The organism is Anaerococcus jeddahensis, from assembly GCF_001182725.1.
GTDB lineage: Bacteria > Bacillota > Clostridia > Tissierellales > Peptoniphilaceae > Anaerococcus > Anaerococcus jeddahensis.
In genome coordinates this window covers 13,790-39,044 of the sequence record NZ_CWHU01000004.1, presented here as the reverse complement: position 1 = coordinate 39,044, position 25,255 = coordinate 13,790, and the positions used below count along the sequence as shown (strand labels likewise).

Genomic DNA, 25,255 nt, shown 5'->3' with positions numbered 1-25,255 from the left:
AGCTGAAGAATAAACTAATATATTGCTTAAATTTCAATTTTTAAAATTTTAAAGATAATAAAAAAATTAAACTTTAGCAATTAAAACCATCTAACAATCACCCATCTCGACCCTGTGGAGAGATCTCTTTTATTGGCTTTAATTTTGATTTATTTTTTCTTCGAATTATCATTAATAGAAATTTTAATTTTTAACTTTTTACAATTTGATATTCTAATCTTGTCTCATATTTTGTGGGATATTTTTTGGAAATTATTTTACTTCAGTGTATAATTATTACAATAATATAGTAAAGTAAGGAGTATTAAATGAAAAAATCTTTAGCTATAAAAATTTTAGAAAATCATCTTTTACAAGGTGAAATAAAAACAGGAAATGAAATTGCTATTAAAATTGACCAAACTTTAACTCAAGATTCGACGGGAACAATGGCATATTTGCAACTTGAGGCTATGGATATTGAGGATGTAAAAACTGAAAAATCTCTCGCCTACATAGACCACAATATTTTACAAGAGGGATTTGAAAATGCTGATGACCATGAGTTTATAAAATCAGCCGCCAACAAATTTGGTATAACTTTTTCAAAAGCTGGCTGTGGAATTTGCCACCAAGTTCATTTGGAACAATTTGGAAAGCCTGGAAAAACTTTGTTGGGTTCTGATTCTCACACTCCAACGGGCGGTGCTTTGGGTCAAATTGCAATTGGAGCTGGTGGACTTGATGTTGCGGTTGCTATGGCAAAGGGATTTTATTTTGTAAAGGTTCCAAAAATTTATAATATTCGTCTTAAAAATTCTTTGAAAGATTATGTAAATGCCAAGGATTTAATTTTATATATTTTGGGGAAATTATCTGTAAAAGGCGGAACTGGATATATAATGGAATATTCAGGGGAAGGTGTAAAATCTTTGTCCGTAACTGATAGGGCGACAATTTGTAATATGGGAGCAGAACTTGGGGCGACGACTTCAATTTTCCCATCTGATGAAAATACTTTAAAATATTTAACAAGCCAAAATAGAAAAGAAGATTATAAAAAATTAGAGGCGGATGAGGATGCTTTTTATGATGAGGTAATGGAAATTGATTTGGAAAAAATCGAACCTGCTGTTGCAAGACCTCATTTTCCAGACCAATACCAAAAAATTTCTGAAATGGAGAAAATAAAAATCGACCAAGTTGCAATCGGATCTTGTACCAATTCATCCTACATGGATATGATGAAAGTTGCTTCAATTCTTGATGGAAAAAAAGTTAATCCTGATGTTTCTCTTGTAATTTCTCCGGGCTCTGCAACAATTTTGGAAAAATTATCAGAAAATGGTGCTTTGGCAAAGATGATTAAGGCAGGAGCAAGAATTTTGGAATCGGGTTGTGGGCCTTGTATCGGCATGGGCCAAGCTCCAAAAGCTGGCGGAATTTCTCTAAGATCTTTTAATAGAAATTTTAAGGGAAGATCTGGCACAATTGATGCCCAAATTTATTTGGCAAGTCCAGAAACTTGTGCGATTTCTGCGATTAACGGATATATATCAAATCCTAAAGATGCCGAATTTAAAAAAGATTTTGACGAAAATATTATTTTTGACCATACTGATGCCTATTTTATAAAAAGAGAAGAAGATTTATCAAAAAGAATTAAAGAAACTGTAAAAGGGAAAAATATCAAGCCATTTCCAAAGGCAAGTCCTGTTTCTGAAATAAATTCAAAAATAATTTATAAGGCGGGAGATGAAATTACAACTGATGATATTTGTCCATCAAATGCTAGACTTTTGCCATTTAGGTCAAATATAGAATACTTATCAGAATTTGCCTTTACAACAAAAATCGATAATTTCAAAAAAAGAGCCGAGAAAAATTCTGGTGGAGTAATTGTTGCGGGTATAAATTATGGTCAAGGCTCATCAAGAGAACATGCTGCCCTCATTCCTCTTTACCTAAATATAAAAGCGGTTATTGCCAAATCTTTTGCAAGAATCCACAGGTCAAATTTGATTAACAATGCAATTTTACCGTTAGAATTTGAAAATGAAAAAGATTATGAAAAATTATCTGAATTTGATAATATTCAAATAAAAAATATAGAAAATTCTTTAGAAAGCGGGGAGTTTATTTTAAAAGATTTGGATAAGGATATAGAAATAAAAGTCAGGGGAGATTTTTCAAAAAGAGAAATTGAAATTTTAAAAATTGGTGGCTATATAAATTATGCCAAAAATTTAGAATTGGAGTAATTATGAAAGTAACTTTAATAATGGGGGATGGAATCGGTCCAGAAATTTGCGATTCGATGAAAAAAGTTTTAAAGGCCTTGGGATCAAAGGTTGAGTTTGAAGAAGTAAATGCTGGAGCGAGCGTTTTTGAAAAAGAAAATACTTTTATACCAGATGAAGTTTTTAAATCAATTGAAAAAAATAAAATTGCCATTAAAGGTCCAATCACAACCCCAATTGGCCATGGTTTTAGGTCAATTAATGTTGAACTTAGGAAAAGATACGATCTTTTTGCAAATATTAGGCTAATAAAGTCAATAAAAAATATAAAAACAAAATATGAAAATGTTGATATGGTGATTTTTAGGGAAAATACTGAAGACTTGTATATGGGTCTTGAAGAAAAAATTTCTGATGATGAATTTCATTCAATAAAGGTAATCACTAGAAAAAAATCAGAAAGAATTATATGGGCAGCCTTTGAATATGCCCAAAAATTTAATAGGAAAAAAGTTACCATAGTTACCAAGGCAAATATAATGAAATTTACAGATGGTTTGTTTTTAAATGTTGGACGTGAAATTTCAAAATCTTATCCAAACATTGAATTTGAAGAGCTTTTGGTTGATAATACTGCCATGCAAATGGTTTTAAATCCTAATAAATTTGACGTTGTTGTTACTGAAAATTTGTATGGGGATATTTTGTCAGACTTGGCAGCAGGCCTTGTTGGTGGACTTGGCTTAATTCCTGGAGTAAACAAGGGAGAGGATATTTCAATTTATGAATCCGTTCATGGTTCAGCTCCTGATATTGCTGGAAAAAATTTGGCAAATCCTATTGCAATTTTACTCACAGCATCTCTCATGCTTGATGACATTGGGGAAGGAAATTTGTCCGAAAAATTAAGAAAGTCTATTGAAAAAACAATGGAAGATAAGAAAAATCATACAAAAGATCTGGGAGGAGAGGCAAGTTTAGAAAAAATCACCCAAGAAATAATAAAAAATTTGGAGGCCTAAGATGGATACGAAGAAATTAAAAGCCCTTTCAAAGGAAATAAAAAAGGAAAATACAATTGATAAAGAGCTTTACGATAAATTTTCCATAAAAAGAGGGCTTAGAAATAAAAATGGAACCGGAGTTTTGGTTGGAGTGACCAAGGTCGGAGATGTTTTTGGCTATAAAATTGAAAATGGAGAAAAAATTCCAAAAGAAGGCGAGCTTTTTTATAGGGGATTTCCTTTAACTTCTATGGTCGCTGATTTTAATAAGACAAAAAGACTTGGCTTTGAAGAGGTAATCTATCTTTTATTATTTAATAAACTTCCAAATAAATGTGACCTTGAGGATTTTAAAAATATCCTTGTTGAAGAAAGAAAGCTTCCAAAAAAATTTTTTGAAGATACAATCCTAAATCTTCCTGGAAATAATATCATGAACATAATGATGAGGTCAGTCCTTGCCCTTTATTCTTACGATAATAATCCAGATGATACTGATACTTTAAATGTTTTGTCCCAATCACTTTCTTTAATTTCAAAAATGCCTCTTATTGCAATTTATTCCTATCAAGCAAAAATCCACAATTTTGACGGCAAATCTCTTATAATTCATAACCAAGATAAAAATAAGTCAATTGCTGAAAATATTCTTTCTATGTTAAGGGCGGACCAAAAATATAAAAAAGAAGAGGCGGAAATTTTGGATTTACTATTGATAATTCATGCAGAACACGGAGGAGGAAACAATTCAGCCTTTGCAACCCACGTTGTTTCATCATCAGGAACTGATACATATTCTGCAATTTCCACTGGACTTGGATCACTTAAAGGACCAAGACATGGAGGAGCAAATTTAAAAGTAAGCCTTATGCTTGAAAATATTAGGGAAAATTTGAAAAATAGAGAAGATGAAAAAGAAATTAGAAAATATTTGGAGAAAATTTTGGACAAAAAGGCCTTTGACAAAAAGGGTTTGATTTATGGTTTGGGCCATGCAGTCTATACCCTTTCAGATCCAAGGGCGGTTTTGTTAAAAGAGAAGGCAAGGGAGCTTTCAAAAATAAAAAATTGCGAAAAAGATTTTGAATTTATAGAAAAAATCGAAAAAATTGGTGGAGAAATTTTGATGGAAAGATTAAATAAATCCTATCCAATTTGTGCAAATGTAGATTTATATTCAGGATTTTGCTATGAAATGCTAGATATACCAAAAGATTTATATATTCCAATTTTTGCCATAGCAAGAACAGTCGGTTGGTCAGCCCACAGGCTTGAACAAATTGAAGATTCAAAAATAATAAGACCAGCTTACAAGTCCTTGAGCCAAACAAAAAAATATTTATCAATGGATGAAAGGTGATTTAAAAAAATTTTGCAAATTAAATAAATTTGTCCTATAATAAAAATAGCTAGGGGTGCTTTTAGCTGAGAGATGGATTTTCCATTAACCCTTTAAACTTGATTAGGTTAAAACCTGCGTAAGAAAGCGATAATTTTTTAAAAGAAGTTTAAAGACCCTAGTGAAGGGTCTTTTATGATGACTAAATAAAAGAATATCCCATTTCGACCGAACGTAGTGAGCGGAGAAATCTAAGGAGATCTCTCCACTCCCTTTGTACGATAAATCGGGATAAACAATCGAAATCAACGGTTGTTTATCTGGTCGAGATGGGTTTGAGCTTATTTAATTTTAATTTCTTATAAATTTTAAAAATAAACTCTGTCAATTCTCAAAGACCCTAGTGAAGGGTCTTTTTTTGATCCTGCAAATGTCTATTTATCTATGTGTCGAACACAAATGGGGCATACCACCTCGGGTATGGATTCTATTTGTGTTCTTTTTTTTAGGAGGTGAATATGGTTTTAATAAATGGCAAGGAAGTAAAAATAAAAAATGAAATTTCTTTGTATGAATTTTTAAAAGAAAATAAATTCGATCCTCACTTTGTGGCTGTTGAAGTCAACCAAGCACTTGTAAAAAGAGAAAATTTTAAAAATTTTCTTGTAAAAGATGGCTACAAGGTTGAAGTTTTTTCCTTTGTTGGAGGGGGTTGATTTGGATTTAAGAGATAAAATTTTAAAAAGACAAAATAAAAATGACAATGAAATATTTGAAAAAGCAAAAGTTTCGATTTTAGGTTGTGGGGGACTTGGCTCAAATATTGCCATGATTTTGGCAAGAGCAGGTATTGGAGAAATTTTTTTGTATGATTTTGATAAGGTTGAATATTCAAATTTAAACAGGCAAAATTATAAAATTTCTGATATTGGAAAAGAAAAAGTACTCGCAACAAAAAAAATAATTGAAGAAACTATTCCCTATGCAAAAGTTCATGCAAAAAATATGCATTTGGATGAAAAAAATATGGATGAAATTGTAGAAAATACAGATTATTTTATTGAGGCTTTTGACAATAAAGAGTCCAAGGTTATGGCCTTTGATTATTTTTCAAAAAAGGAAAATAAATTTCTTTTCACTGCATCGGGCATGGCTGGACTTGGGGATATTTCAGATATTATGGTTAAAAAAATAAATAATATCACTATGGTTGGTGATTTCAAATCGAACGCAAAAAAAGATGGGCTTTATCTTGCCTATGTATCAATCATGGCAAGTCTTGAAGCGCTTGAGTGTTTGAAAAAAATAAGAAAGGATTATTATGGAAGATAAATTTATACTAGGTGGCAAGGAATTTAATTCGAGATTTATTCTTGGTAGTGGGAAATATTCTGTTGAATTAATTGATGCTGCTGTAAAAAACGCAGAATGTGAAATGATTACAGTTGCCCTAAGACGTGCAAATACAAAAGATGTGGCAAATATTTTAAATTATATACCAAAACACGTTACAATTATTCCAAATACTTCTGGGGCAAGAAATGCCGATGAGGCAATTAGAATTGCAAGACTTGCAAGAGAAATGGGCTGTGGAAATTTTGTAAAAATTGAAATTATGAGAGATAGCAAATATCTTTTGCCAGATAACGAAGAGACTTTGAAGGCTACAAAAGTTTTGGCTGATGAAGGATTTGTTGTTCTTCCTTATATGTATCCAGATTTAAATTATGCAAGAGATTTAAGAGATGCGGGAGCTGCTGCTATAATGCCGCTTGCTGCTCCAATTGGATCTAACAAGGGACTTGTTACAAAAGAATTTATAAAAATAATAATTGATGAGGTTGATCTTCCAGTTATAGTTGATGCAGGAATTGGTCTTCCAAGTCAAGCTGCAGAGGCAATGGAAATGGGAGCTGCTGCAATTATGGCAAATACAGGAATTGCAAGTGCATCTGATATTACAATGATGGCAAGAGCTTTTAAACTTGGAATTGAAGCAGGTCGTCTTGCTCGTCTTTCAAAACCAGGCAGAGTTTTAGAAAAAGGTGCTGATCCATCATCACCATTGAGGGATTTTTTCGATTAAGATGAATATTAAAAAAGTTACAGATTATTTTCCAGAAATGGATATAATAGATTCAAATATAAAAACCGAAGTTTTAGATAATTACGAAAAAATAAAAAATAAAAATGTAAGTCATGCCGATATTCTTGCAAGTTTAGAAAAAGAAAGACTTGATGAAGAAGATTTTTACAATCTTTTATCAGACAAGGCTCTTGATTATTTAGAAAAAATGGGAGAGCTTGCAAAAGATAAGAGAGTGAGATATTTTGGAAATAATGTTTGTCTTTTCTCACCGATTTATATAGCGAATTATTGCGAAAATTCTTGTAGGTATTGTGGATTTAGGGCAAAATCTGATATAAAAAGGGCAAAATTAAATTTTGAAGAAATTGAAGAAGAGATGAAGGCTCTTTCAGATACTGGAATAGAAGATGTTTTAATTTTAACAGGGGAAAGTCAAAAATTTTCATCAGTAGACTATATAGCAAAAGCTTGTGAAATTGCAAAAAAATATTTTAAGACAATAGGAATTGAAGTCTATCCTGCAAATGTAGATGATTATAAAAAATTAAAAGAGGCAGGAGCAGATTTTGTTACAGTTTTTCAAGAATCTTATAATCCAAAAACTTATGATTTTTACCATCCTTACGGCCACAAAAGATCTTGGGTTTATAGGATTGACACCCAAGAAAGAGCGATGATGGCAGGATTTAGGGGAGTTGGATTTGGAACACTTTTTGGACTAAATGATCCGATAGAAGAAGCTTTTAAATTGGGCCTTCATGCTCAAAAAATTCAAAAAAAATATCCTCATGCAGAAATTGCAATTTCTCTTCCAAGAATTAGACCAACTCATGGGGCAGACGAACTTAAATTTTTTGAAGTAAATGATAAGAAATTTTTCCAAATCATGCTTGCCCTTAGAATATTTTTGCCATTTGCATCAATAACTCTTTCAACAAGAGAAGAGCGCGAGTTTAGAAATTTGGCAGTAAAATATGCAGCAACAAAAATTTCTGCATCAGTAGATACATCAATCGGCCACAGGTCAAAAAAATCCCAAGACGAGGGAGACGAACAATTTGAAATTGCAGATAATAGGTCATGTGATGATGCCATAAAAGATTTAAAATCAATAGGCATGACTCCGGTTTTCACAGATTATATTAATGTTTAGGAGTATTATGAAAAAATTATATTTGGTAACAAATTCAGATAAATATACTGAAGAAGAATTTTTAAAAAGAATTGAAGATGCCCTAAAAGGTGGAGTTGATATTCTTCAATTAAGAGAAAAAGAAAAAACAGACCTTGAGATTTTGAATTTAGGAAAAAAAGTAAAAAAAATTTGCGATAAATATAAGACTCCTTTGCTAATTGATGACAAACCTCACCTTGCTTGGGCACTTGGCTGTGGTGTTCATGTTGGGGCGGATGATTTTCCAATTTCACTTTGCAGAAAATTATTGGGAGATAAGGCATTAATAGGAGCTACTGCAAAATCAGTAGAAGCCGCAAAAAAAGCCCAAGAAGATGGGGCAGACTATTTGGGAGTTGGGGCAATTTTTGAAACAAAAACCCATGTAAAAACCAAAAGAACCTCAGTTGAAACTTTCAAAAAAATAAAAGAGACTGTAGATATTGACGTTTATGCAATAGGTGGCTTAAATATCGAAAATGTAGACGTTTTGAAAAATTCAAAAGCCGACGGGATTTGCGTAGTAAGAGCAATAATGGATGCAGAAGATGTTTATCAAACAAGCTGCAATTTGAAAGAAAAAATTCAAGAATTATAAAAAAATAAACCCATATCGAGTGATAAAAAGTTAGACATCTCAAAGAATTGGTAAAATGAAAAAATAAACAAAACCAATAGATCTCTCGACTCATTACATTCGCTCGAGATGGGTTAATTTTTTTATTTATATTTAAGCTAAAGTTTAAGATGAAATTTTAAGCTAAAGTTTGAAATAAATTTTTAAGTTAAAATTTAAGTTTGAGATTAAAAAAATAAAATTGAAAATTTAAAGATATAAAAATTCAAATTTAAAATCAAATATCATATAAATCAAATAATATTATAATCATATAAAAAATAAGAACTTTAGTAATTTAAAAAATGCACACAATAACCCATCTCGACTAAAGGAGCTGTGCGAGTGCGTGGAGAGATCTCAAAGAATTAGTAAATTTTTAAGAAAAAAACCAAGAGATCTCTCGACTACTGAAATTCGTTTACTTTGCAAACTTTACCGTGCTTTCGCACTAATTTCAGGGATAAATGTACCAAATCAAGGTACATTTATCTGCTCGAGATGGGTTGCTTCTTTGTTGGATTTAATGAATTAATAAATTTTAATGATGTAAAAATCTTGAAATTAAATCTTAAAGTCGAAATTTAATCGAAACAAAATATTAAATTAATAGAGACTAACAACTAAAAACTTTAGCAATTAAAAAAATCTAGCCAAAACCCATCTCGACCTGATAAATATGCCTTGATTTGGCATATTTATCCCTAAAACTAGTGTGAAATCAAGGGAAAATTTGCAAAGCAAATTGGTTTTAGTGTGGATAGATCTCTTTATTAATTAAATCTAAAATTTAAATTTTTCCGAAGAAACCCATTCAGAATTATATTCCCAAACTTATTTTTTATTTACAAAATCAAGCAAAATATTATCTATCGATTCTACTTCTATATATTTTATTTCCTTAATACAAATCTCAAACTCATCGTAAATCTCACCAGAATTTTGGTCTACTGCATCAATTGTGGCAAAATCATCATCTATATCTTTAACATAGCCACAAATTAATTCATAATAATCCAAAGTTTTTCCTAAATTTATTATTTTTTCATTGTCCTTTGCATACTTGACTAAATCGAAAAAATCAGGCTTATTTTTAAAAATTTCGCTGTCAGATTTTCCTATCTTTATTGACTTCCAATACTCATTATAAATTTTTAATTTTTTTAAAAAATCTGATTTATCATTTATTTCCACCAAATCTTTTGAAATTAAAGTATATCCATCAAATCTTCCTTGATCATCTAGGTTATTTATTAAAACTTTTTCATCATCTTCATATAATAAAAATCCATAGGCAAAGGATGAATTTTCATTTAAAAGTTCTACTAATTTATTTTCCATAATTCCCCCTTTTTTTCTTTTATTATACTAAATTAAGGCAAAATAAAAAGCAGGAAAAATCCTGCTTTTATTCCATATATCTTTTTAAGAAATCTTTTGTCCTTTGATTTTTTGGATTTGTGAAAATTTCTTCTGGAGAGCCTTCTTCTAGAATTATTCCTTCATTCATAAATAAAACTCTACTTGAAACTTCTCTTGCAAAATCCATCTCGTGGGTTACAACTATCATTGTAATTCCTTCTTTTGCAAGTTTTGTCATAACTTCCAAAACTTCTCCGACCATCTCTGGATCAAGGGCGCTTGTTGGCTCATCGAAAAGTAATACTTCTGGATCCATACAAAGGGCTCTTGCAATTGCAACTCTTTGTTTTTGTCCACCAGAAATTTGTGATGGTTTTGCGTTTATATATTGGTCCATACCAACAAGTTGAAGGAATTTTTTTGCTTTTTCTTCTGCATCTTTTTTTGAAATTTTTAAAACTTTTTCTTGGCTTAGGGTGCAGTTATCTAGGACGGTTTTATTTTCAAATAAGTTAAAATTTTGAAAAACCATGCCGACTTTTGTTCTGTAGGCTCTAAGGTCAAATTTTTTATCTAAAATATTTTTATCCTTGTATAAAATTTCTCCGTTTGTTGGCTCTTCTAAAAGGTTTAAGCATCTTAAAAGGGTAGACTTTCCAGATCCAGAGGACCCGATTATTGTTACTACTTCACCTTTTTGAACTTCCATATTTATATCTTTTAAAACTAAATTTTGTCCGAATTTTTTTTCTAAATTATTTACTTTTATAATACTAGGCATGGATTCCTCCTGTTACTGATCCGAGTGTAAATTCTTTGTTATTAAATCTTTTTTCAACTAATAAGATTATTCTTGTTGTTAAGAATGTTAGTATGAAATAAATTATAGCTGTTATCAAATATGTTTGGAATATTTGGTAGGTTGAACCTGCTATTGATTTTGATACAAAGAATAATTCTGTTACACTGATTACGTTTAATACTGATGTATCTTTTATATTTACTACAAATTCATTTGCAATTGCTGGTAAAATTGATTTGATTGTTTGTGGAATTACAACATTAAACATTGTTTGTGAATGGGTCATACCTAAAGCCTTACAAGCTTCAAATTGTCCTTCATCAACTGAGTTTATTCCACCTCTTACAACTTCTGATAAATATGCTCCTGTATTAATTGAAACAATTATAAAGGCTGCAAGCATGGTTGACATATCGATTGATAAGAATTGTTTTGCTCCATAAAATATTAGGATTGCTTGAACCATCATTGGAGTTCCCCTAAATATTTCTATATAACAAACTAAAATAAAATTAATTATTTTGTGTAGAATGTAGGCATAAATATTTTTATTTTTGTCAACCTTAATTTTTCTAATAACTGCTACCACAAGGCCTATTGCAAATCCAATTAAAGTTGAAATTATTGAAATGAAAAGTGTTGAGAAAATTCCATTTATAAATAGGGAAGAATACTCATTCCAAATTTCTTTCATTTGACCAAAAAATGAAACTTCACTTCCATCATTTTCAGATAAATTTACCATTTCATTCATAATCTTATCTTGGTCTTTGGTATTCATTTGAGATAAAATTTTATTTATTTGATCTTTCATTTGAGAATTTTTTCTAAGACCTACAGCAATTGATGTATCTTCTGATGAAGTTTCAAATCCCTTGCCTTTTGCAAATTCTACATAAGTTAAGTCATTATTTGCAGAAACTGCTGACATAGCTCCTGGTTTTTCTGAAACATAACCGTCAATATTTCCAGATTTTGTTGCAGAAATCATTGAAGGGAAAGATTCCATAGCAGCCTGTTTATCAAGTCCATCAATTTGATCTAGTACTGTGTAATGGAAGGTATTTAATTGTCCGGTAACTTTTGCTCCCTTAAAATCATTTAAAGATTTAGCATTAACAAAAGAAGAATCTTTTTTCAAAACTATTACCAAATCAGAAACATAATAAGAATCGGTAAAGTCAATTTCTTTTTTTCTTTCAGCAGTAGGACTCATACCAGCGATAATCGCATCGATTTTTCCACTAGTAAGAGCTGGTGGAAGGCCGTCCCATTCAATTTTATAAATTTCTAATTTTTTGCCCAATTGATCGGCGATTTTTTTTGCTATTTGAACATCGTATCCATTTGCAAATTCTCCCTTGGAATTTTTAACTTCAACAGCTCCATTTGCATCATTAACTTGTGCAAAGTTAAAAGGTGCATAATTAACTTCCATACCAACCTTAAATGTGTCCTCATCAGCGTGTGAAACTTCCATTGTAAAAACGAAAGCAAATACAAAAGCCACCAAGAACTTAATTATTCTTTTCATTTTCTCCTCCAAAATTTTTTATTTTTTTTCGTAACTTAATTTTAAGAATTAAATATAAAAAACGGTCCTCATCCCTCAAGGGACGAAGACCGTGTTACCACCCAAATTTAATATTCTTTCACAAAAATATCCTTATTAAGTACAAAATATACTTTCAAAGGATCCCATTAGAAAGTACAAAATTATACCCCTTTGCTATAACGTGCAAATTACGGCATCAAATCAAAATATCCTTGATGCAACTCTAAGGCTTTATTCACTAAGATTATAAGATCTTTTTTCACCATCCAAAGATTCTCTACGCCTATAATTTTTTAGCTACTCTTCTTTTCAAAGTTTTTATATTTAATCTTAGACTAATGATACATCCTCAAATTACATTTGTCAAATAAATATTTATATTTTTAAATGAAAAATTATAATTTTTGAAAAATTTTTAAACTTTTTTTAGACAAATTTATCATGTAAAATTGAAAAGGAAATTGTAAGAAGAATATAAATAGAAAATTATAAAAAATACCATATAATATATTTGCAAGAAATATAAAGGAGTTTGAAATGACAGAAAATAAAATGAATTTTGATAAATTTAAAATAAAAACTAGAGAGGGATCTCTAATCAAAAAAACTATAGCAGTAATGTCAGGAAAGGGAGGAGTTGGAAAATCTTCTGTAACAAGTATGCTTGCAGCAAAACTTTCTAAAAATGGAAATAAAGTTGCAATTTTGGACGCAGATATAACTGGTCCATCAATCCCACAAGCTTTTGGTATAAAAGAAAGCGTAAGAAGCCTTGAAGATGGAACCTTGCTTGCACCAGAAAGTGTGGGCGGAATAAAAATTATGTCAATAAATTTGGTTTTAGAAGATAAATCTGCTCCAGTTGTTTGGAGATCATCAATTGTAAATAATGTTTTAAAACAATTTTACACAGACGTTGATTGGGGAGAAATAGATTATCTTTTGATAGATATGCCGCCAGGAACAAGCGATATTCCTCTAACAGTTTTCCAATCATTAAATATTGATGGGGTAATTGCAGTTACAACTCCTCAAGATTTGGTAGGAATGGTTGTAGAAAAATCCTTAAATATGGCAAAAATGATGGGCAAGGAAATTCTTGGAATTGTTGAAAATATGTCATATTTTAAGGCTCCAGATACTGGAAATATTTACAAAATATTTGGAGAAGGAAAAACAGACGAAATTACTGAGAAATTTAAAATTGACACAGTAGCAAAACTTGCAATTAATCCAGAAATTACAAGTTTAATTGACCAAGGAAAAATTGAAGAAGTAGAAGAAAATGACCTTGATAAATTAGTAGAAAAAATTGAAAAATTATAAGGAGATTTTATGAAAAAGATATTTAAAAATAAATTATCAAAAATTTTAATTTTTGCCTTAGTTTTGATTGTTCCATCAATTTCAAAGGCAGTAGGAAATTTTGATTCAAGCAAAGAGTCATATATGTATGGCGCAGGATTAAATCAAAATCAAATAGAAAATGTAAAAAATAAATTAGGCCTTTCAGATGATATAAACATGGAAAGTGTAAATGGATCTGATTGTGAAAAATATTTAGGCTACAGGGCAGATGATTATAATATGATTTCATCAGTTTCCGTAAAAAAACTACCAAAAGGAAGTGGAATTAAGGTTGAAATTTTGACACCAGAAAATATTACATCAATTACCCAAAGTCAATACACAAACGCAGCAATTACATCAGGAATTTCTGATGCAGAAATAAAAGTAGCAAGTCCAACTCAAGTTACTGGAGAATCTGCTCTTGTAGGAGTATATAAAGCTTTGGAAATGTCTGGAGAAAAAGTAGACACAGAAAGCACCCAAACAGCTCAAGAAGAACTTGGAACACTAAAGAAAATAAGTGATGAAAATGAAAATAACGGATCATTCGACAAGGACAAATTAGACCAAGCAGTTGCTGAAGTAAAACAAAATTTAAAAGACTACAAAGACAAAAACGGCCAAACAGCAGATAGCGGACAAATACAAATTTTCATTCAAGATGCTTTGAAAGATGTAAATATGGGAGATATTTTATCAAATAATAATATACAAATTCTAGTAAATTATTTTGAAAAATACCAAGAAAGTCCAGCAATTGACAGCAAAAATGTAGAAGAAAACCTAAAAAAATTCGCAGGAATAGCTACAGAAAAAGGAAAAAAATTCTATCAAGATAACAAAGAAGACATAGACAAGGTAGGAAATGATATAAAAGAATCAGGTCTTTGGGATAAAATAGTACAATTTTTCAAAGACTTATTCAGTTCATTTACATCAAATTCAAGTAATGATAGTTCAAATAATTAAATAAAAAACAAAAAAACCCATCTCGACCAGGTAAATATTTCTTGAATTTGAATATTTACAATAAAACAAAGTGAGATCTCAAAGTATAAATAAGTTTATAAAATAAACAAAACCAATAGATCTCTCGACTCATTCCATTCGCTCGAGATGGTTTAATTTTTTTATTTATATTTAAGCTAAAGTTTAAGATGAATTTTTAAGTTTGAGATTAAAAAATAAATTTGAATATAAAAATACATAAAATCAAAATTTAAAATCATATATCATATACAAGCACATAACATTATGTAAATTACAGAAATAAAAAAATAAAAACTTCAGCAATTAAAAAACTCTAACATTAACCCATCTCGACCAAAGGAGCTGTGCGACTGCGTGGAGAGATCTCAAATAATAAGTAAATTTTTAAGATAAAATAGACAAAAGAGATCTCTCGACTCATTCCATTCGCTCGAGATGGTTTAATTTTTTTATTTATATTTAAGCTAAAGTTTAAGTTAAAAATTAAAAATTTAAATTTAAATCTTTAAAAGAATCAAAATAAAGGTCAAAATTTGAATAAAATATAAGAAAAAATTTGATTAATAATAAAATCTTTAAGAATAAAAAAATGCAACAAAAACCCATCTCGACCGACTGTAGGGAGTGGAGAGATCTCAAAGAGTAAGTAAATTTTATGATAAACTAAACCAATAGATCTCTCGACTACTGAAATTCGTTTGCTTTGCAAACTTTACCGTGCTTTCGCACTAATTTCAGGGATAAATGTACCAAATCAAGGTACATTTATCTGCTCGAGATGGGTAATTTTTTTTATTTATTTTTAAACTAAAGTTTAAGTCAAAAATTAAAAAAGTCAAATTTGAAAATGAAAAATTTATTATTTTTAATACCAACCACGAAGCTTCATTGCTTCTGCTATTCTTTTTATTGCAAACATATAGGCTGCTTCTCTTACGTCAGTTTTGTATTGGTCTTTTATTGCAAAAATTCCTTCAATTGCCTTTAGCATATCTTTTTCTTGTTTTTCTTGGACTTCTTTTTTTGTCCAATAAGATCCGTATTGATTTTGAACCCATTCATAATATGAAACCAAAACTCCACCGGAATTTGCCAAGATATCTGGAATTATTTCTACATTTTTTTCTTTTAATATTTCATCAGCTTCTGGTGTTGTTGGACCATTTGCTCCTTCTGCTATTAATTTTACATCTAAATTTTTGGCGATTTTTTCTGTAATTATATTTTCAAGAGCTGCTGGTATTAAAATATCGAATTTATGTGTCCAAAATTCTTGGTCGGAAATTTTCTTTGCCTTTGGATAGCCAACAAGACTTTTGTTTTCATCCCTATATTTTTGCAAAGATTCATAATCAAATCCATCTTCAGAATATAGGGCAGAGCGTCCGCATTCTTCACTTTCATCTCTTATTGAAAGATATTTAACTTTCGCTCCTTCATCTTGTAAATATTTTAAGGTAAAACTTCCAACATTTCCAAAACCTTGAAGACCAATTTCTGCATTTTTCAAATCAATTCCATGTTTTTTTGCTACATATTTTGTAGAAATTACAACTCCATATCCTGTAGCTTCGTTTCGTCCGAGACTTCCTCCAAGAATTAATGGCTTTCCAGTAAAAGTTCCCAAATCTTCTCTGTCGCCATTTAATTTTATATATTCGTCCACAAAATAAGACATGATTTGTCCATTTGTATTTACATCAGGAGCAGGGATGTCAATTCTTTCTCCCAAATATTTATAAAGCCCTCTGATATAACCACGAGATAAAGATTCTATTTCTCTTTCTGATAATTTTTTTGGATCAACAGCTATTCCGCCTTTTCCTCCGCCATAAGGAAGAGCCAAAAGTCCTGCTTTTAAACTCATCCAAGTTGAAAGAGCCTTAACTTCTTCTAAATTTACATTTTGATGAAATCTTACTCCGCCTTTTGAAGGACCTAGTGCATGGTTGTGAGCCGACCTATATCCTTTAAAAACTTTCAAAGAACCATCATCCATTTTTACTGGTATCGAAATTTCAATAACCCTTTGAGGCTCTTTTAAAATTTCATAAACTCCTGGATTTAAATTTAATTTCTCGCAAGCTTTTTTTATTTGTAATTGCGCAGATTCTAACGGATTTAATGTATCTGTCATTTTTAACTCCTTATATTTACTAATTTATTTCTATAAAATTTAATCTTTTAATTTATTATAGCACCATTTTTTTTATCGCACAATAAAAAAATACACCTCGAAAGGTGTATTTATACTGTTGACAAACTAAAATTTTCCCCATTTCGAGCGAACGAAGTAAGTCGAGAAATCTCAGAGATCTCTCCGTGCGTTCGTTTCACTTACTTAGTCGAGATGGGTTTTAGCGTAATTTTATTTTTAAATCATTATTGAGTTATTAAGCTGACTTTGTCTACGCTCTGACACCTCGAAAGGTGTATTTTATTCTTCAAGTAATCTTTTTATTATTATAGGATTACCAATTCCTGATGTTATTATTCCATCTCTTGGATTTGCTGCGTGAACTATGCCACCTTGGCCGTCAGCAATTGCCACGTGGGTAATGTTTGAAAGGCTAGTTCCAAAAAATACTAAATCGCCAGCTTTTTCTTCACCAAGATTTATAGTTTTTCCATAATCTGCTTGGCTTTGGGCAAAGTGAGGAAGGCCAATTCCAAATTTTCCGTAAACTTGTTGAGTAAATCCAGAACAATCAACTCCATTTGTAAGGCTTGTTCCACCCCAAACATATGGATTTCCTATGAAATTTGTTGCAAAATTGTAAGCTTGTGAACCAATATCATCGCCAGAAACTGTATAATAAACATATTGAACTTCTTCAGTATTTTCTTCTGGCTCATCTTCTAAATATTGTCTAACAATATCATTTTCTTCAGCCTTTTCTTTTTCATCGACTGGGTACAAGCTCAAATTATTTCTATCCAAATAATCCATATATCTTTTTACAGAATCGTAGATTTTTTTGTATTTATCTTTTAATTTATCCAAGTCCTTTTGATCTTTTTTAGATATATCAAAAGAATCAATTTTTGCAAAACCTGTTTTGCCTTCTTTTTTTACTTTTACAAAATTTGTATTTGCATCAAAATTAACCAAGTCTACTTTTTCTTTGTCTTTAAAATTTGAAATTTCTTTGGAATTTTCGTCAGCTTTTTCGTAAATTTTTCCGTCTTTGATTGCTTTTATATCATCAAGAACATGGTACCAAGCTTTTTCTGTGTATGCAGTTTTTCCTTTGAAATCAATTTCAAAACAATTACTTTTTTCGCCCTTTATATGATAAATATCAGGATAATCAATTCCTCCAACAAATTTCATTCCTTCTTCGCCGCTAACTTTGTCAGTTACATTAACCCCTTCGGTTAAATCATAATTTATTAACAAGGCCTTGGCGTTAGATTTTTTTGGAGTAAATAATTGCGCAAGCATTATTGTTGATATAAATAAAATTATTTTTTTGTTTTTTCTCATTTTCCCATCCTCAAATTATTTAAATTTCAACTACTGTTAATTTATCATTATATTGATTTGCTGTCAATTAATTAAACTTTAAATGTAAATAAAAATTGTTTTTTAAAATTAAAAGAAAATAATTGTGATATAATTAATTTGAAAAATTTTTAAAATTTCAAGAAAGGTGAAATTATGAATCTAAAAAAATTTGGAAATTTGGCTTTTGATAAAAAAACAATGAAAGAAAATGTTCCCTATCCTGTTTATTTAAAATGGAAGGAAGCTGCAAGAAATAATGATATTCTAGACAGGGAAACCGCTGATTCAATTGCTCACGCTATGAAAATTTGGGCGCTTTCAAAAGGAGCAACTTCCTACACTCACTGGTTTCAACCACTAAATGGGAAAACTGCCAACAAAAAAACAGCATTTTTAAATAGAGATGACAAGCACAATCCCATCAACAGATTTTCTGGAAAAGAACTTATAAAAGGAGAGCCAGATGCTTCATCATTTCCTTCTGGAGGAATGAGATCAACTTTTGAAGCTCGTGGTTATACATATTGGGATTTGACTGCAAATTCTTTTATTGAAGATAAGGTTTTATATATTCCTTCAGTTTTTGTTTCATTTTATGGGGAAAAACTTGATAAAAAATTGCCCTTAATTGAATCAATGAATAGGCTTTCTAAGGCTGCAAGTCCAATTTGTAATATGTTTTTGAAAGAGCAAAAAACTTATAGGGTTAAGGCCAAGGTCGGTCTTGAGCAAGAATTTTATCTAATTGATAAAGAATTTTATGATAAAAGAATTGATCTTGAATATTGTGGAATGAGTCTTGTTGGAAGTGACTCAATGGTTGAAAAAGAAATAATTTCCCACTATCTTGGCGCAATTCCTCAAAGAGTTAATGATTTTTTTGAAGATGTGAACGAACAATTATGCGATTTGGGAATATACATGGAAGCTGAGCACAATGAAGTTGGTCCAAACCAATTTGAAATTGCAATTATGTTTGAAAACTCTAATATTTCAGTTGATAACAACCAATTATTGATGCACATTTTGGAAAAAACTGCCATAAAACACAATTTAGCTTGTCTTTTAAAAGAAAAACCTTTCAAAAATATGGCAGGAAGTGGAAAACACAATAATTATTCCCTTGCAACAAATTATGGTAAAAATTGTTTTTCACCAGGAAATGATCCCAAAAATAATCATTTATTTTTGCTATTTTTATCAGCAATGATTAAAGTTTGTAATCTTTATCAAAACCAAATTAGACTTTCATCATCTTCAGTTTCAAACGATTATAGACTTGGGGGAAATGAGGCACCACCATCAATTATTTCAGTTTTTATTGGAAAAGATTTGGAAAATATTTTAAAATCAATTGCAAACGATGAAAAGATTAAAGACATAAATAACAAGGTGAAAATTCCCCATCTTGGAGAAATAGAAACGGATTCATCAGACAGAAACAGGACTTCACCAATCGCCTTTACTGGAAATAAATTTGAATTTAGGATGCTTGGCTCGTCAAAATCAGCTGCAGATTTAAATACTCTTATAAATCTTGCTATGGCAAAAGTTTTAAAAGAATTTGGACAAAGACTTGAAGGAAAAACTGATGAAGAATTAAAGTCTGAAGTATATGAAATTGTAAAAGAAACTTACAAGGAAAATGGGGAAATTTTATTCCAAGGCGATGGCTATTCAAAAGAATGGATAAAAGAAGCAGAAAAAAGAGGACTTCAAAACCACAAAACCTTCCTAGATGCTTTACTTTTCGCCAAAAAAAATTCTTCCTACGATATTTACAAGGAAGAAGAAATTTTTAACCAAAAAGAAATAGATTCAATAATAAATGTAGAATTTGAAGAAATAATAAAATTTTGCCAACAAGAGCTTGAAATTTTATCAAATTTAATCTACCAAGAAATCCTTCCATCAGCCATGAAAGAAATAAAAGAAATAAAATCATATCTAGCTTTTTTAGAAAATGAAAAATTAGAAGAAAAAGCAAAAAGAATAAATGAAAATGTAAAAACACTTTTAGAATATGGGGATAAAATTAAAGAAATTTTAATGGATTTTGAAAATATAAAAGAAATAGAAGAAAAAACAATCTATCTCCAAGAAAAAACAAGAAAAATTACAGAAGAAATAAGAGAAGTTTCAGATAAGCTAGAAAAAGAAATTTCCAGAGAAAATTATTCAATGCCTAGATATGTGGATATGTTGAAATCTTTATAAATTTTTAAAAAATTTAGAAGCTTGAAAAAGCTTCTTTTTTTGTTATATAAATTTACTTCTTTATTGAATAAAATAATTATTTTTAAAATTTTGTTATTTACTAGATAAAATATATGTAATAAATTATTAGTAATTTAAAATTAAGAAAGATTTAACCCATCTCGACCGACTGAAAGGAGTGGAGAGATCTCATGAAATTTCTCTGGATGTTGCACTCGGTGGAAAAGGGTAAATTTTAGTTTGTCGACAGTTTGAAAATTTTGTTATATATTTTTGTTTTACATTAAAGCATATTACTTTATAAAATTAACTCTTCGTTGTGTTAGGGGGAGGAAATGGGGGAGTTTCGATTCTCCCCCTTTTTCCTCCCCCTAACGACCCCCACTTTTTTGCCCCCCCTGCAACCGACCATTGCATGGAGCTTTTCTTGTAAGAAGCTTCGCTTCTTTCAAGTTTTTATAGTTTGATTGTTATTTAAAAATAATTATAAATTCAAGTTCATTATTAGAGAAAAAATTGTTTGAACGAAAGTGAGTTATTTTTTCTCTATTAATGAACTTAGAATTTATTTATTTTGGGTATTTATCTTTATTAAATTCGAATAATCAATTTAAAAATCGAAAGAAACTTTAGTTTCTTTCTAAATTTTGCCCCCTGCAAGGGCCGGTTAAGGGGTTATAAAGATGGGGGTTCTTAGGGGGAAGGAAAAAGGGGACAATCGGAAGTCCCCTGTTCCTTCCGCCCTAAGTCTACGGAGTTTTAATTTTATATAAAATTTTTGTTTTTAATAAAAACAAAAAAGTCCTTTTCATATTTCTACAGAAATATATTAAGCCCTAAGTCTGCTGATAAAATTTTTAATAAATTTTTCCCAACGACTGAGTTTCCTGATTTATCTAGTCTTGGAGAATATACGCATATGCCGCATTTATTTGGGACTACTCCTAAAATTCCTCCGCCTACTCCGGATTTTGATGGGATGCCTACTTTCATTAAATATTCTCCACTCGTTTCATACATTCCGCATGATGCCATTTGGGCTATTGTCATTTGTACTATGTTTTGTGGAATTATTAAATTTGAGGAATCTATATCAAAGCCTTCGTTTGCTAGGACTGCCCCAAATCTTGCTAGAGTTTCTACGTTTGCTCCTATTGCACAAATTCTTACATATAAATCCAAAACTTCATCAGCGTTTTGGTCGAAAATATTTTTGCTTTTTAAATAATAGGCAATGGCTCTGTTTCTATCTGTGGTTGAAATTTCTGATTTATAAATATCTTCCATAAATGAAAAATTCCCGCCTTGGCTCATTTCGTCTATTAATTCTATTACTCTTTCAAATTTTTCTTCCTTGTTTTTTCCAAAAATCATTGAGGTAGTTGTAATTGCGCCTGCATTTATAAAGGGATTTGCAGCTCTTTGTTCGATTGGAATTAGGGAATTAAATTCGTATTTAGTTGGTTCTGTTCCAACTTTTGAAAAAACTTCCTCGATTGTGTTGTCTTTTAATGCCATAATCAAGGTAAAAATTTTTGAAATTGATTGAACGGAAAATATTTTTTCACTTTCTCCAAAATTATAAATATCTCCACTTGTTGTGACAATTGATAGGGCAAAGGCATCTTTATCTACATTTGAAAGTTCTGGTATGTAGGATGCAACTTCTCCAACTTCCTTGTATTTTTTTGATTTTTCTATACATTCTAGTATTCTTTTTTCAATATCTTCTCTTTTCATAAACATTTTTATCACCTACTTATTTATATAAAATATTTACCCAATTTGATATAATAATAATTAAGTAGAAAAAAAGGAGTAATTTATGCTTATTTTGAAAATTTTAAATGAAGATAAGTGGCTAGATGATTATGATTTTTTTAAAAATTTTAAAAATTCTTCTTATTATGAAATTTTGCTAGATACTTATGAAAATTTGAATACAAAAATTCTTTACCAAAGTCACATTCACGGTCAAGGTCATATTGAAAGGGTGATTTTACTTTCTATGCTTTTGGCTTTTTATTATAAATTAAATGAAGACGATACAAATATTTTAAGATATGCGGCAGCCCTTCACGATACAAAAAGAGTTGATGATTCCTACGATACTGAACACGGTTATAGGGCAGCTTTATATTCAATAGATTATGCAAAAATAAAGGAAAATGATAAAAATATTCTCCAAGCAGTTCTTGCAGTTCATTCAAGACCTGACAAGATTATGGATCAAACTATAAATGAATTTTTTGTAAAAAATACTTCAAGGGCAAAATATTTGTCAGGACTTTTCAAAGACGCCGACGCCCTTGATAGGGTTAGGCTTGGAGATTTGAATGAAAAATATTTGAGAAATGATTTTTCTCACGATTTAATCGATTTTTCACAAACTTTATTTGATAAATATGTGGAGCGCCAATGAAAGAAAATTCATTAAGAGAAAAAATTGCCATTTTATCAATTTCTTTGATTTTAACAAGTAACAGCATAATTTCTGGAAGTTTGGTCTATATTCAAGAAGCTTTCAATCTTACAAGAAATGAGGCTGAGTTTATAATTACCCTTTCAAGCTTTACTGTAATGATTTTTATATTCTTGGCAGAATATATTGCTCTTTGGCTAGGCCTTAAAAAAACTATTCTTTTGGGCCTTGGCCTTGTTGGAATTAGCGGGCTTATTCCTGTAATTTTTGAAACTTATCCTGGAATAATTATTTCAAGATTTATCCTAGGTGCAGGTCTTGGAATGTTTAATGGGCATTCGGCAAATTATATAAATCTTATTTATCACGATGACAAAGAAAGAACCAAACTTCATGGTCTAAGAAATGCAGCGGAATTTATTGGACAAATAATACTATTTTCTCTTGCAGGAATTCTTGTAAAAATTAATTATATTTATACATTTTTACTTTATACGTCTGCTTTTTTGATTTTGGTATTTTTTAAATTTAATGTAGAAGATGTGAAAATAAGAAAGGATGAGACAAAAATTAATTTTAACTCAAATATTTTTCTTTTTATAATTTTTGCAATGATCGTCCTATTAAATGCAAGTGCCATGACAATGAGATTTCCCTTTGTGGCAAGCCTAAGTCGTGGAATGGATGTAAATATAAGTTTTTATTTAAATTTTGTTCCAATTGTTGGAATGATTTCAGCTTTTTTATTTACCCCAATAAATAGAAAATTAAAAAATAAGACCATGTTTTTTGGACTTGGATTTTTTGTTTTGGCAAATTTTTTGATAATTAATTTTGACAAAAATCTAATAGGATTTTTACTTTGCATTTTGCTTTTGACTTTTGGTCAATCCATGTGCATGCCATATATTTTTGCAGAAGTTCCCAAATATGTAAAAGGACACAGCTCAAGAATTGCCACAAATTTAATTTTTATAGGTTGTAATACAGGAGTATTTATAGCTCCAATTTTTATGAAAATTATGGATAAAATTCTTAATACAAATTCTATTTCAAAGGGCTTTATTGGATTTGTCATAATTTATTTAATTATTATAGGAATATTTTATAGAAGAAGAAAAAAATAATCTCTCGAAACTAAATCGAGAGATCAGACTGCTGACAAACTAAAAAATTTCCCATTTCGACCGAGTGTAACGAGCGGAGAAATCTCATGGAATCTCTCCATGCGTTCGTTTCACTCACATTAAAACACGTTTGCTTTGCAAACTTCTTCATGCTTTCGCATTTAGTTTTAGGGATAAATATGCCAAATCAAGGCATATTTATCTAGTCGAGATGGGTTGCAGCGTAATTTTATTTTTAAATTAACAATGAATTACTAAACTGACTTTGTCTACGCTTTGATTTCTCGAAAGTCAATCTAGAGATTTTTTTAATTCAAATTATTTATTTAAAATAAACATCCTTGTATTTTTCATCTTTTTCAAATTTATTTTTGATATAAGGGCAGGTTGGAATTATTTTTTTCTTATTTTCTCTTGCGTATTCCACCAATTTGTCAACCAATTTTCCTGCTATTCCTTGACCACCATATTCTTTGTCAACTTCTGTGTGAGGGGCATCTATCAAATATCCCTTATTTACTAGACTTATAAAACCAATTTTTTTATCTCCATCAAAAACTTGTATTTGTTTTTCATCTTCATTAATTTTGTATTCCATTTTATCACCTCTTTTTTTGCTTATACCCATAATTTTTATTTATAGAAAAAAATCTGGGTATAAATATTTCTAGAAGATGGAAATTTATTAAAAATAGAAAGGAATATTATGAAAAGAGAATATAGTTACGGATCAATTATTCTAGTTGAAATTATAATTGCAATAGTTAGCTTTGGTATTTATATGGCTTTTGGAGAGAAGGCTAATGAAAGCACAATTTTTTCTATTATCAGTTCAATTATAACTTGGCTAGGATCATTTGTTATTGCTTCAGGCCTAATTAATAACAGAAAGGGAAGGCTTGGAGATTATTTAAATCAAATTGGAAGACTAGATAAAAAAGCGATTATTGTAAATTTATTGCTTATAGCAATAACAGTTTTATTAACTGTGGCATTTGGAGGAGGAGCTGGATTTGCAGCTGTAAAAGATAATCCAGCAGGAATTTTATCTGCAGGTTTACTTGGAACAATTCTTACTGCAATTTTTGCGATTTTTACAGCCTACGCAAATCATATAGTTTCAGATCCTAGAAATAAAGACCAATCAATTCCGGATGCTTTTAAAAGTGTATTTTCAATTGGTGGAAAATTATTTGGAAAAACTATCTTATTATATTTGTTGTATATAGTTTTACCTCTTATTCTTATTTTTGGAATAATTATTGGAATAATCGTTGGAGCAGATAGCGTTCAAATGGGCATAGGAATTACTATAGTAGGAGCTGGAATTTTGGGTATATATTTTATTCTGATTTCTCCAATTATAGCAGCAAGGCTTGCAGATAATTATTTAAATTTAACGGGTGATATTGAAGGAGAAAATAAAATTATAGAAAATGAAGATGATTTTACTATAACTAGAAATGTATAAAAAAATTAGC

21 protein-coding genes, 1 riboswitch and 1 other annotated feature are annotated in these 25,255 nt (G+C 30.1%); of the genes, 14 read left to right on the top strand and 7 right to left on the bottom strand.

What is annotated here, in order from left to right; translation table 11 throughout:
- Positions 1–308 precede the first annotated feature (308 nt).
- The 8 genes from BN2087_RS01440 to thiE all read left to right on the top strand — a co-directional run bounded on the left by BN2087_RS01440 (position 309) and on the right by thiE (position 8,423).
- Positions 309–2,240 (top strand): aconitate hydratase, encoded by a 1,932-nt coding sequence (locus BN2087_RS01440; protein ID WP_049690127.1) that lies wholly within the window; start codon positions 309–311, stop codon positions 2,238–2,240.
- A gap of 2 nt (positions 2,241–2,242) precedes the next feature.
- Positions 2,243–3,241 carry an isocitrate/isopropylmalate dehydrogenase family protein gene (locus BN2087_RS01435; RefSeq protein ID WP_049690126.1) on the top strand — a complete coding sequence of 333 codons (999 nt, stop codon included), beginning with the start codon at positions 2,243–2,245 and terminating at the stop codon, positions 3,239–3,241.
- A gap of 1 nt (position 3,242) precedes the next feature.
- Entirely contained in the window at positions 3,243–4,583 is a 1,341-nt protein-coding gene (locus tag BN2087_RS01430; RefSeq protein ID WP_049690125.1) for a citrate/2-methylcitrate synthase, read from the top strand.
- 41 nt (positions 4,584–4,624) lie between these two features.
- A riboswitch (TPP riboswitch) is annotated at positions 4,625–4,725 on the top strand.
- 355 nt (positions 4,726–5,080) lie between these two features.
- Positions 5,081–5,278, top strand: coding sequence for a sulfur carrier protein ThiS (gene thiS, locus BN2087_RS01425; protein ID WP_049690124.1), 198 nt, complete (start codon positions 5,081–5,083; stop codon positions 5,276–5,278).
- 1 nt (position 5,279) lies between these two features.
- On the top strand, positions 5,280–5,894 hold the full coding sequence (thiF, locus tag BN2087_RS01420; RefSeq protein WP_049690123.1) for a sulfur carrier protein ThiS adenylyltransferase ThiF: 615 nt from the start codon (positions 5,280–5,282) through the stop codon (positions 5,892–5,894).
- Positions 5,884–6,648: a thiazole synthase gene (locus tag BN2087_RS01415; protein WP_049690122.1), complete on the top strand. Its 765-nt coding sequence runs from the start codon at positions 5,884–5,886 to the stop codon at positions 6,646–6,648. The genes thiF and BN2087_RS01415 overlap by 11 nt, the downstream gene beginning before the upstream one ends.
- Position 6,649: 1 nt before the next feature.
- On the top strand, positions 6,650–7,804 hold the full coding sequence (thiH, locus tag BN2087_RS01410) for a 2-iminoacetate synthase ThiH (RefSeq protein WP_049690121.1): 1,155 nt from the start codon (positions 6,650–6,652) through the stop codon (positions 7,802–7,804).
- 7 nt (positions 7,805–7,811) lie between these two features.
- Positions 7,812–8,423: a thiamine phosphate synthase gene (thiE, locus tag BN2087_RS01405; RefSeq protein WP_049690120.1), complete on the top strand. Its 612-nt coding sequence runs from the start codon at positions 7,812–7,814 to the stop codon at positions 8,421–8,423.
- 852 nt (positions 8,424–9,275) lie between these two features.
- Here thiE and BN2087_RS01400 read toward each other — a convergent pair.
- From BN2087_RS01400 to BN2087_RS01390, 3 genes are all read right to left on the bottom strand, one after another.
- Positions 9,276–9,782 carry a hypothetical protein gene (locus BN2087_RS01400; RefSeq protein WP_049690119.1) on the bottom strand — a complete coding sequence of 169 codons (507 nt, stop codon included), beginning with the start codon at positions 9,780–9,782 and terminating at the stop codon, positions 9,276–9,278.
- A gap of 67 nt (positions 9,783–9,849) precedes the next feature.
- Complete coding sequence (locus BN2087_RS01395) at positions 9,850–10,584, bottom strand: amino acid ABC transporter ATP-binding protein (RefSeq protein ID WP_049690118.1); 735 nt, start codon at positions 10,582–10,584, stop codon at positions 9,850–9,852.
- Positions 10,577–12,139, bottom strand: coding sequence for an ABC transporter substrate-binding protein/permease (locus BN2087_RS01390; protein WP_049690117.1), 1,563 nt, complete (start codon positions 12,137–12,139; stop codon positions 10,577–10,579). The genes BN2087_RS01395 and BN2087_RS01390 overlap by 8 nt, the downstream gene beginning before the upstream one ends.
- Before the next feature lie 75 nt (positions 12,140–12,214).
- Positions 12,215–12,482 (bottom strand) — a binding site (T-box leader).
- 215 nt (positions 12,483–12,697) lie between these two features.
- On the opposite strand from BN2087_RS01390, the gene BN2087_RS01385 reads away from it, so the two are divergent.
- Together BN2087_RS01385 and BN2087_RS01380 are read left to right on the top strand one after the other, a co-directional pair.
- On the top strand, positions 12,698–13,486 hold the full coding sequence (locus BN2087_RS01385; RefSeq protein WP_049690116.1) for an Mrp/NBP35 family ATP-binding protein: 789 nt from the start codon (positions 12,698–12,700) through the stop codon (positions 13,484–13,486).
- Between the two features lie 9 nt (positions 13,487–13,495).
- Entirely contained in the window at positions 13,496–14,479 is a 984-nt protein-coding gene (locus tag BN2087_RS01380) for a DUF1002 domain-containing protein (protein ID WP_049690115.1), read from the top strand.
- 886 nt (positions 14,480–15,365) lie between these two features.
- Here BN2087_RS01380 and BN2087_RS01375 read toward each other — a convergent pair.
- On the bottom strand, positions 15,366–16,637 hold the full coding sequence (locus BN2087_RS01375; RefSeq protein ID WP_049690114.1) for a Glu/Leu/Phe/Val family dehydrogenase: 1,272 nt from the start codon (positions 16,635–16,637) through the stop codon (positions 15,366–15,368).
- Between the two features lie 300 nt (positions 16,638–16,937).
- Positions 16,938–17,987: a C40 family peptidase gene (locus tag BN2087_RS01370; protein ID WP_049690113.1), complete on the bottom strand. Its 1,050-nt coding sequence runs from the start codon at positions 17,985–17,987 to the stop codon at positions 16,938–16,940.
- A gap of 174 nt (positions 17,988–18,161) precedes the next feature.
- Here BN2087_RS01370 and BN2087_RS01365 point away from each other — a divergent pair, with 174 nt between their 5' ends.
- The gene (locus tag BN2087_RS01365) at positions 18,162–20,225 is read left to right on the top strand and encodes a glutamine synthetase III domain-containing protein (RefSeq protein ID WP_049690112.1); all 2,064 of its coding nucleotides are present in this window, start codon (positions 18,162–18,164) and stop codon (positions 20,223–20,225) included.
- A gap of 816 nt (positions 20,226–21,041) precedes the next feature.
- Here the strand turns inward: BN2087_RS01365 and glsA are convergent.
- Entirely contained in the window at positions 21,042–21,971 is a 930-nt protein-coding gene (glsA, locus tag BN2087_RS01360; protein ID WP_049690111.1) for a glutaminase A, read from the bottom strand.
- 79 nt (positions 21,972–22,050) lie between these two features.
- On the opposite strand from glsA, the gene BN2087_RS01355 reads away from it, so the two are divergent.
- Together BN2087_RS01355 and BN2087_RS01350 are read left to right on the top strand one after the other, a co-directional pair.
- Positions 22,051–22,647, top strand: a complete 597-nt coding sequence (locus BN2087_RS01355) for an HD domain-containing protein (RefSeq protein WP_049690110.1) — start codon at positions 22,051–22,053, stop codon at positions 22,645–22,647.
- A complete protein-coding gene (locus BN2087_RS01350) occupies positions 22,644–23,774 on the top strand; it encodes an MFS transporter (protein ID WP_049690109.1) in 1,131 nt (376 codons plus the stop codon). Before BN2087_RS01355 ends, BN2087_RS01350 begins: the two co-directional genes overlap by 4 nt.
- Before the next feature lie 322 nt (positions 23,775–24,096).
- Here the strand turns inward: BN2087_RS01350 and BN2087_RS01345 are convergent, their stop codons facing one another.
- Entirely contained in the window at positions 24,097–24,372 is a 276-nt protein-coding gene (locus BN2087_RS01345; RefSeq protein WP_049690108.1) for a GNAT family N-acetyltransferase, read from the bottom strand.
- Positions 24,373–24,480: 108 nt separating this feature from the next.
- Here BN2087_RS01345 and BN2087_RS01340 point away from each other — a divergent pair, with 108 nt between their 5' ends.
- Positions 24,481–25,245, top strand: coding sequence for a hypothetical protein (locus BN2087_RS01340; protein WP_049690107.1), 765 nt, complete (start codon positions 24,481–24,483; stop codon positions 25,243–25,245).
- Positions 25,246–25,255 lie beyond the last annotated feature (10 nt).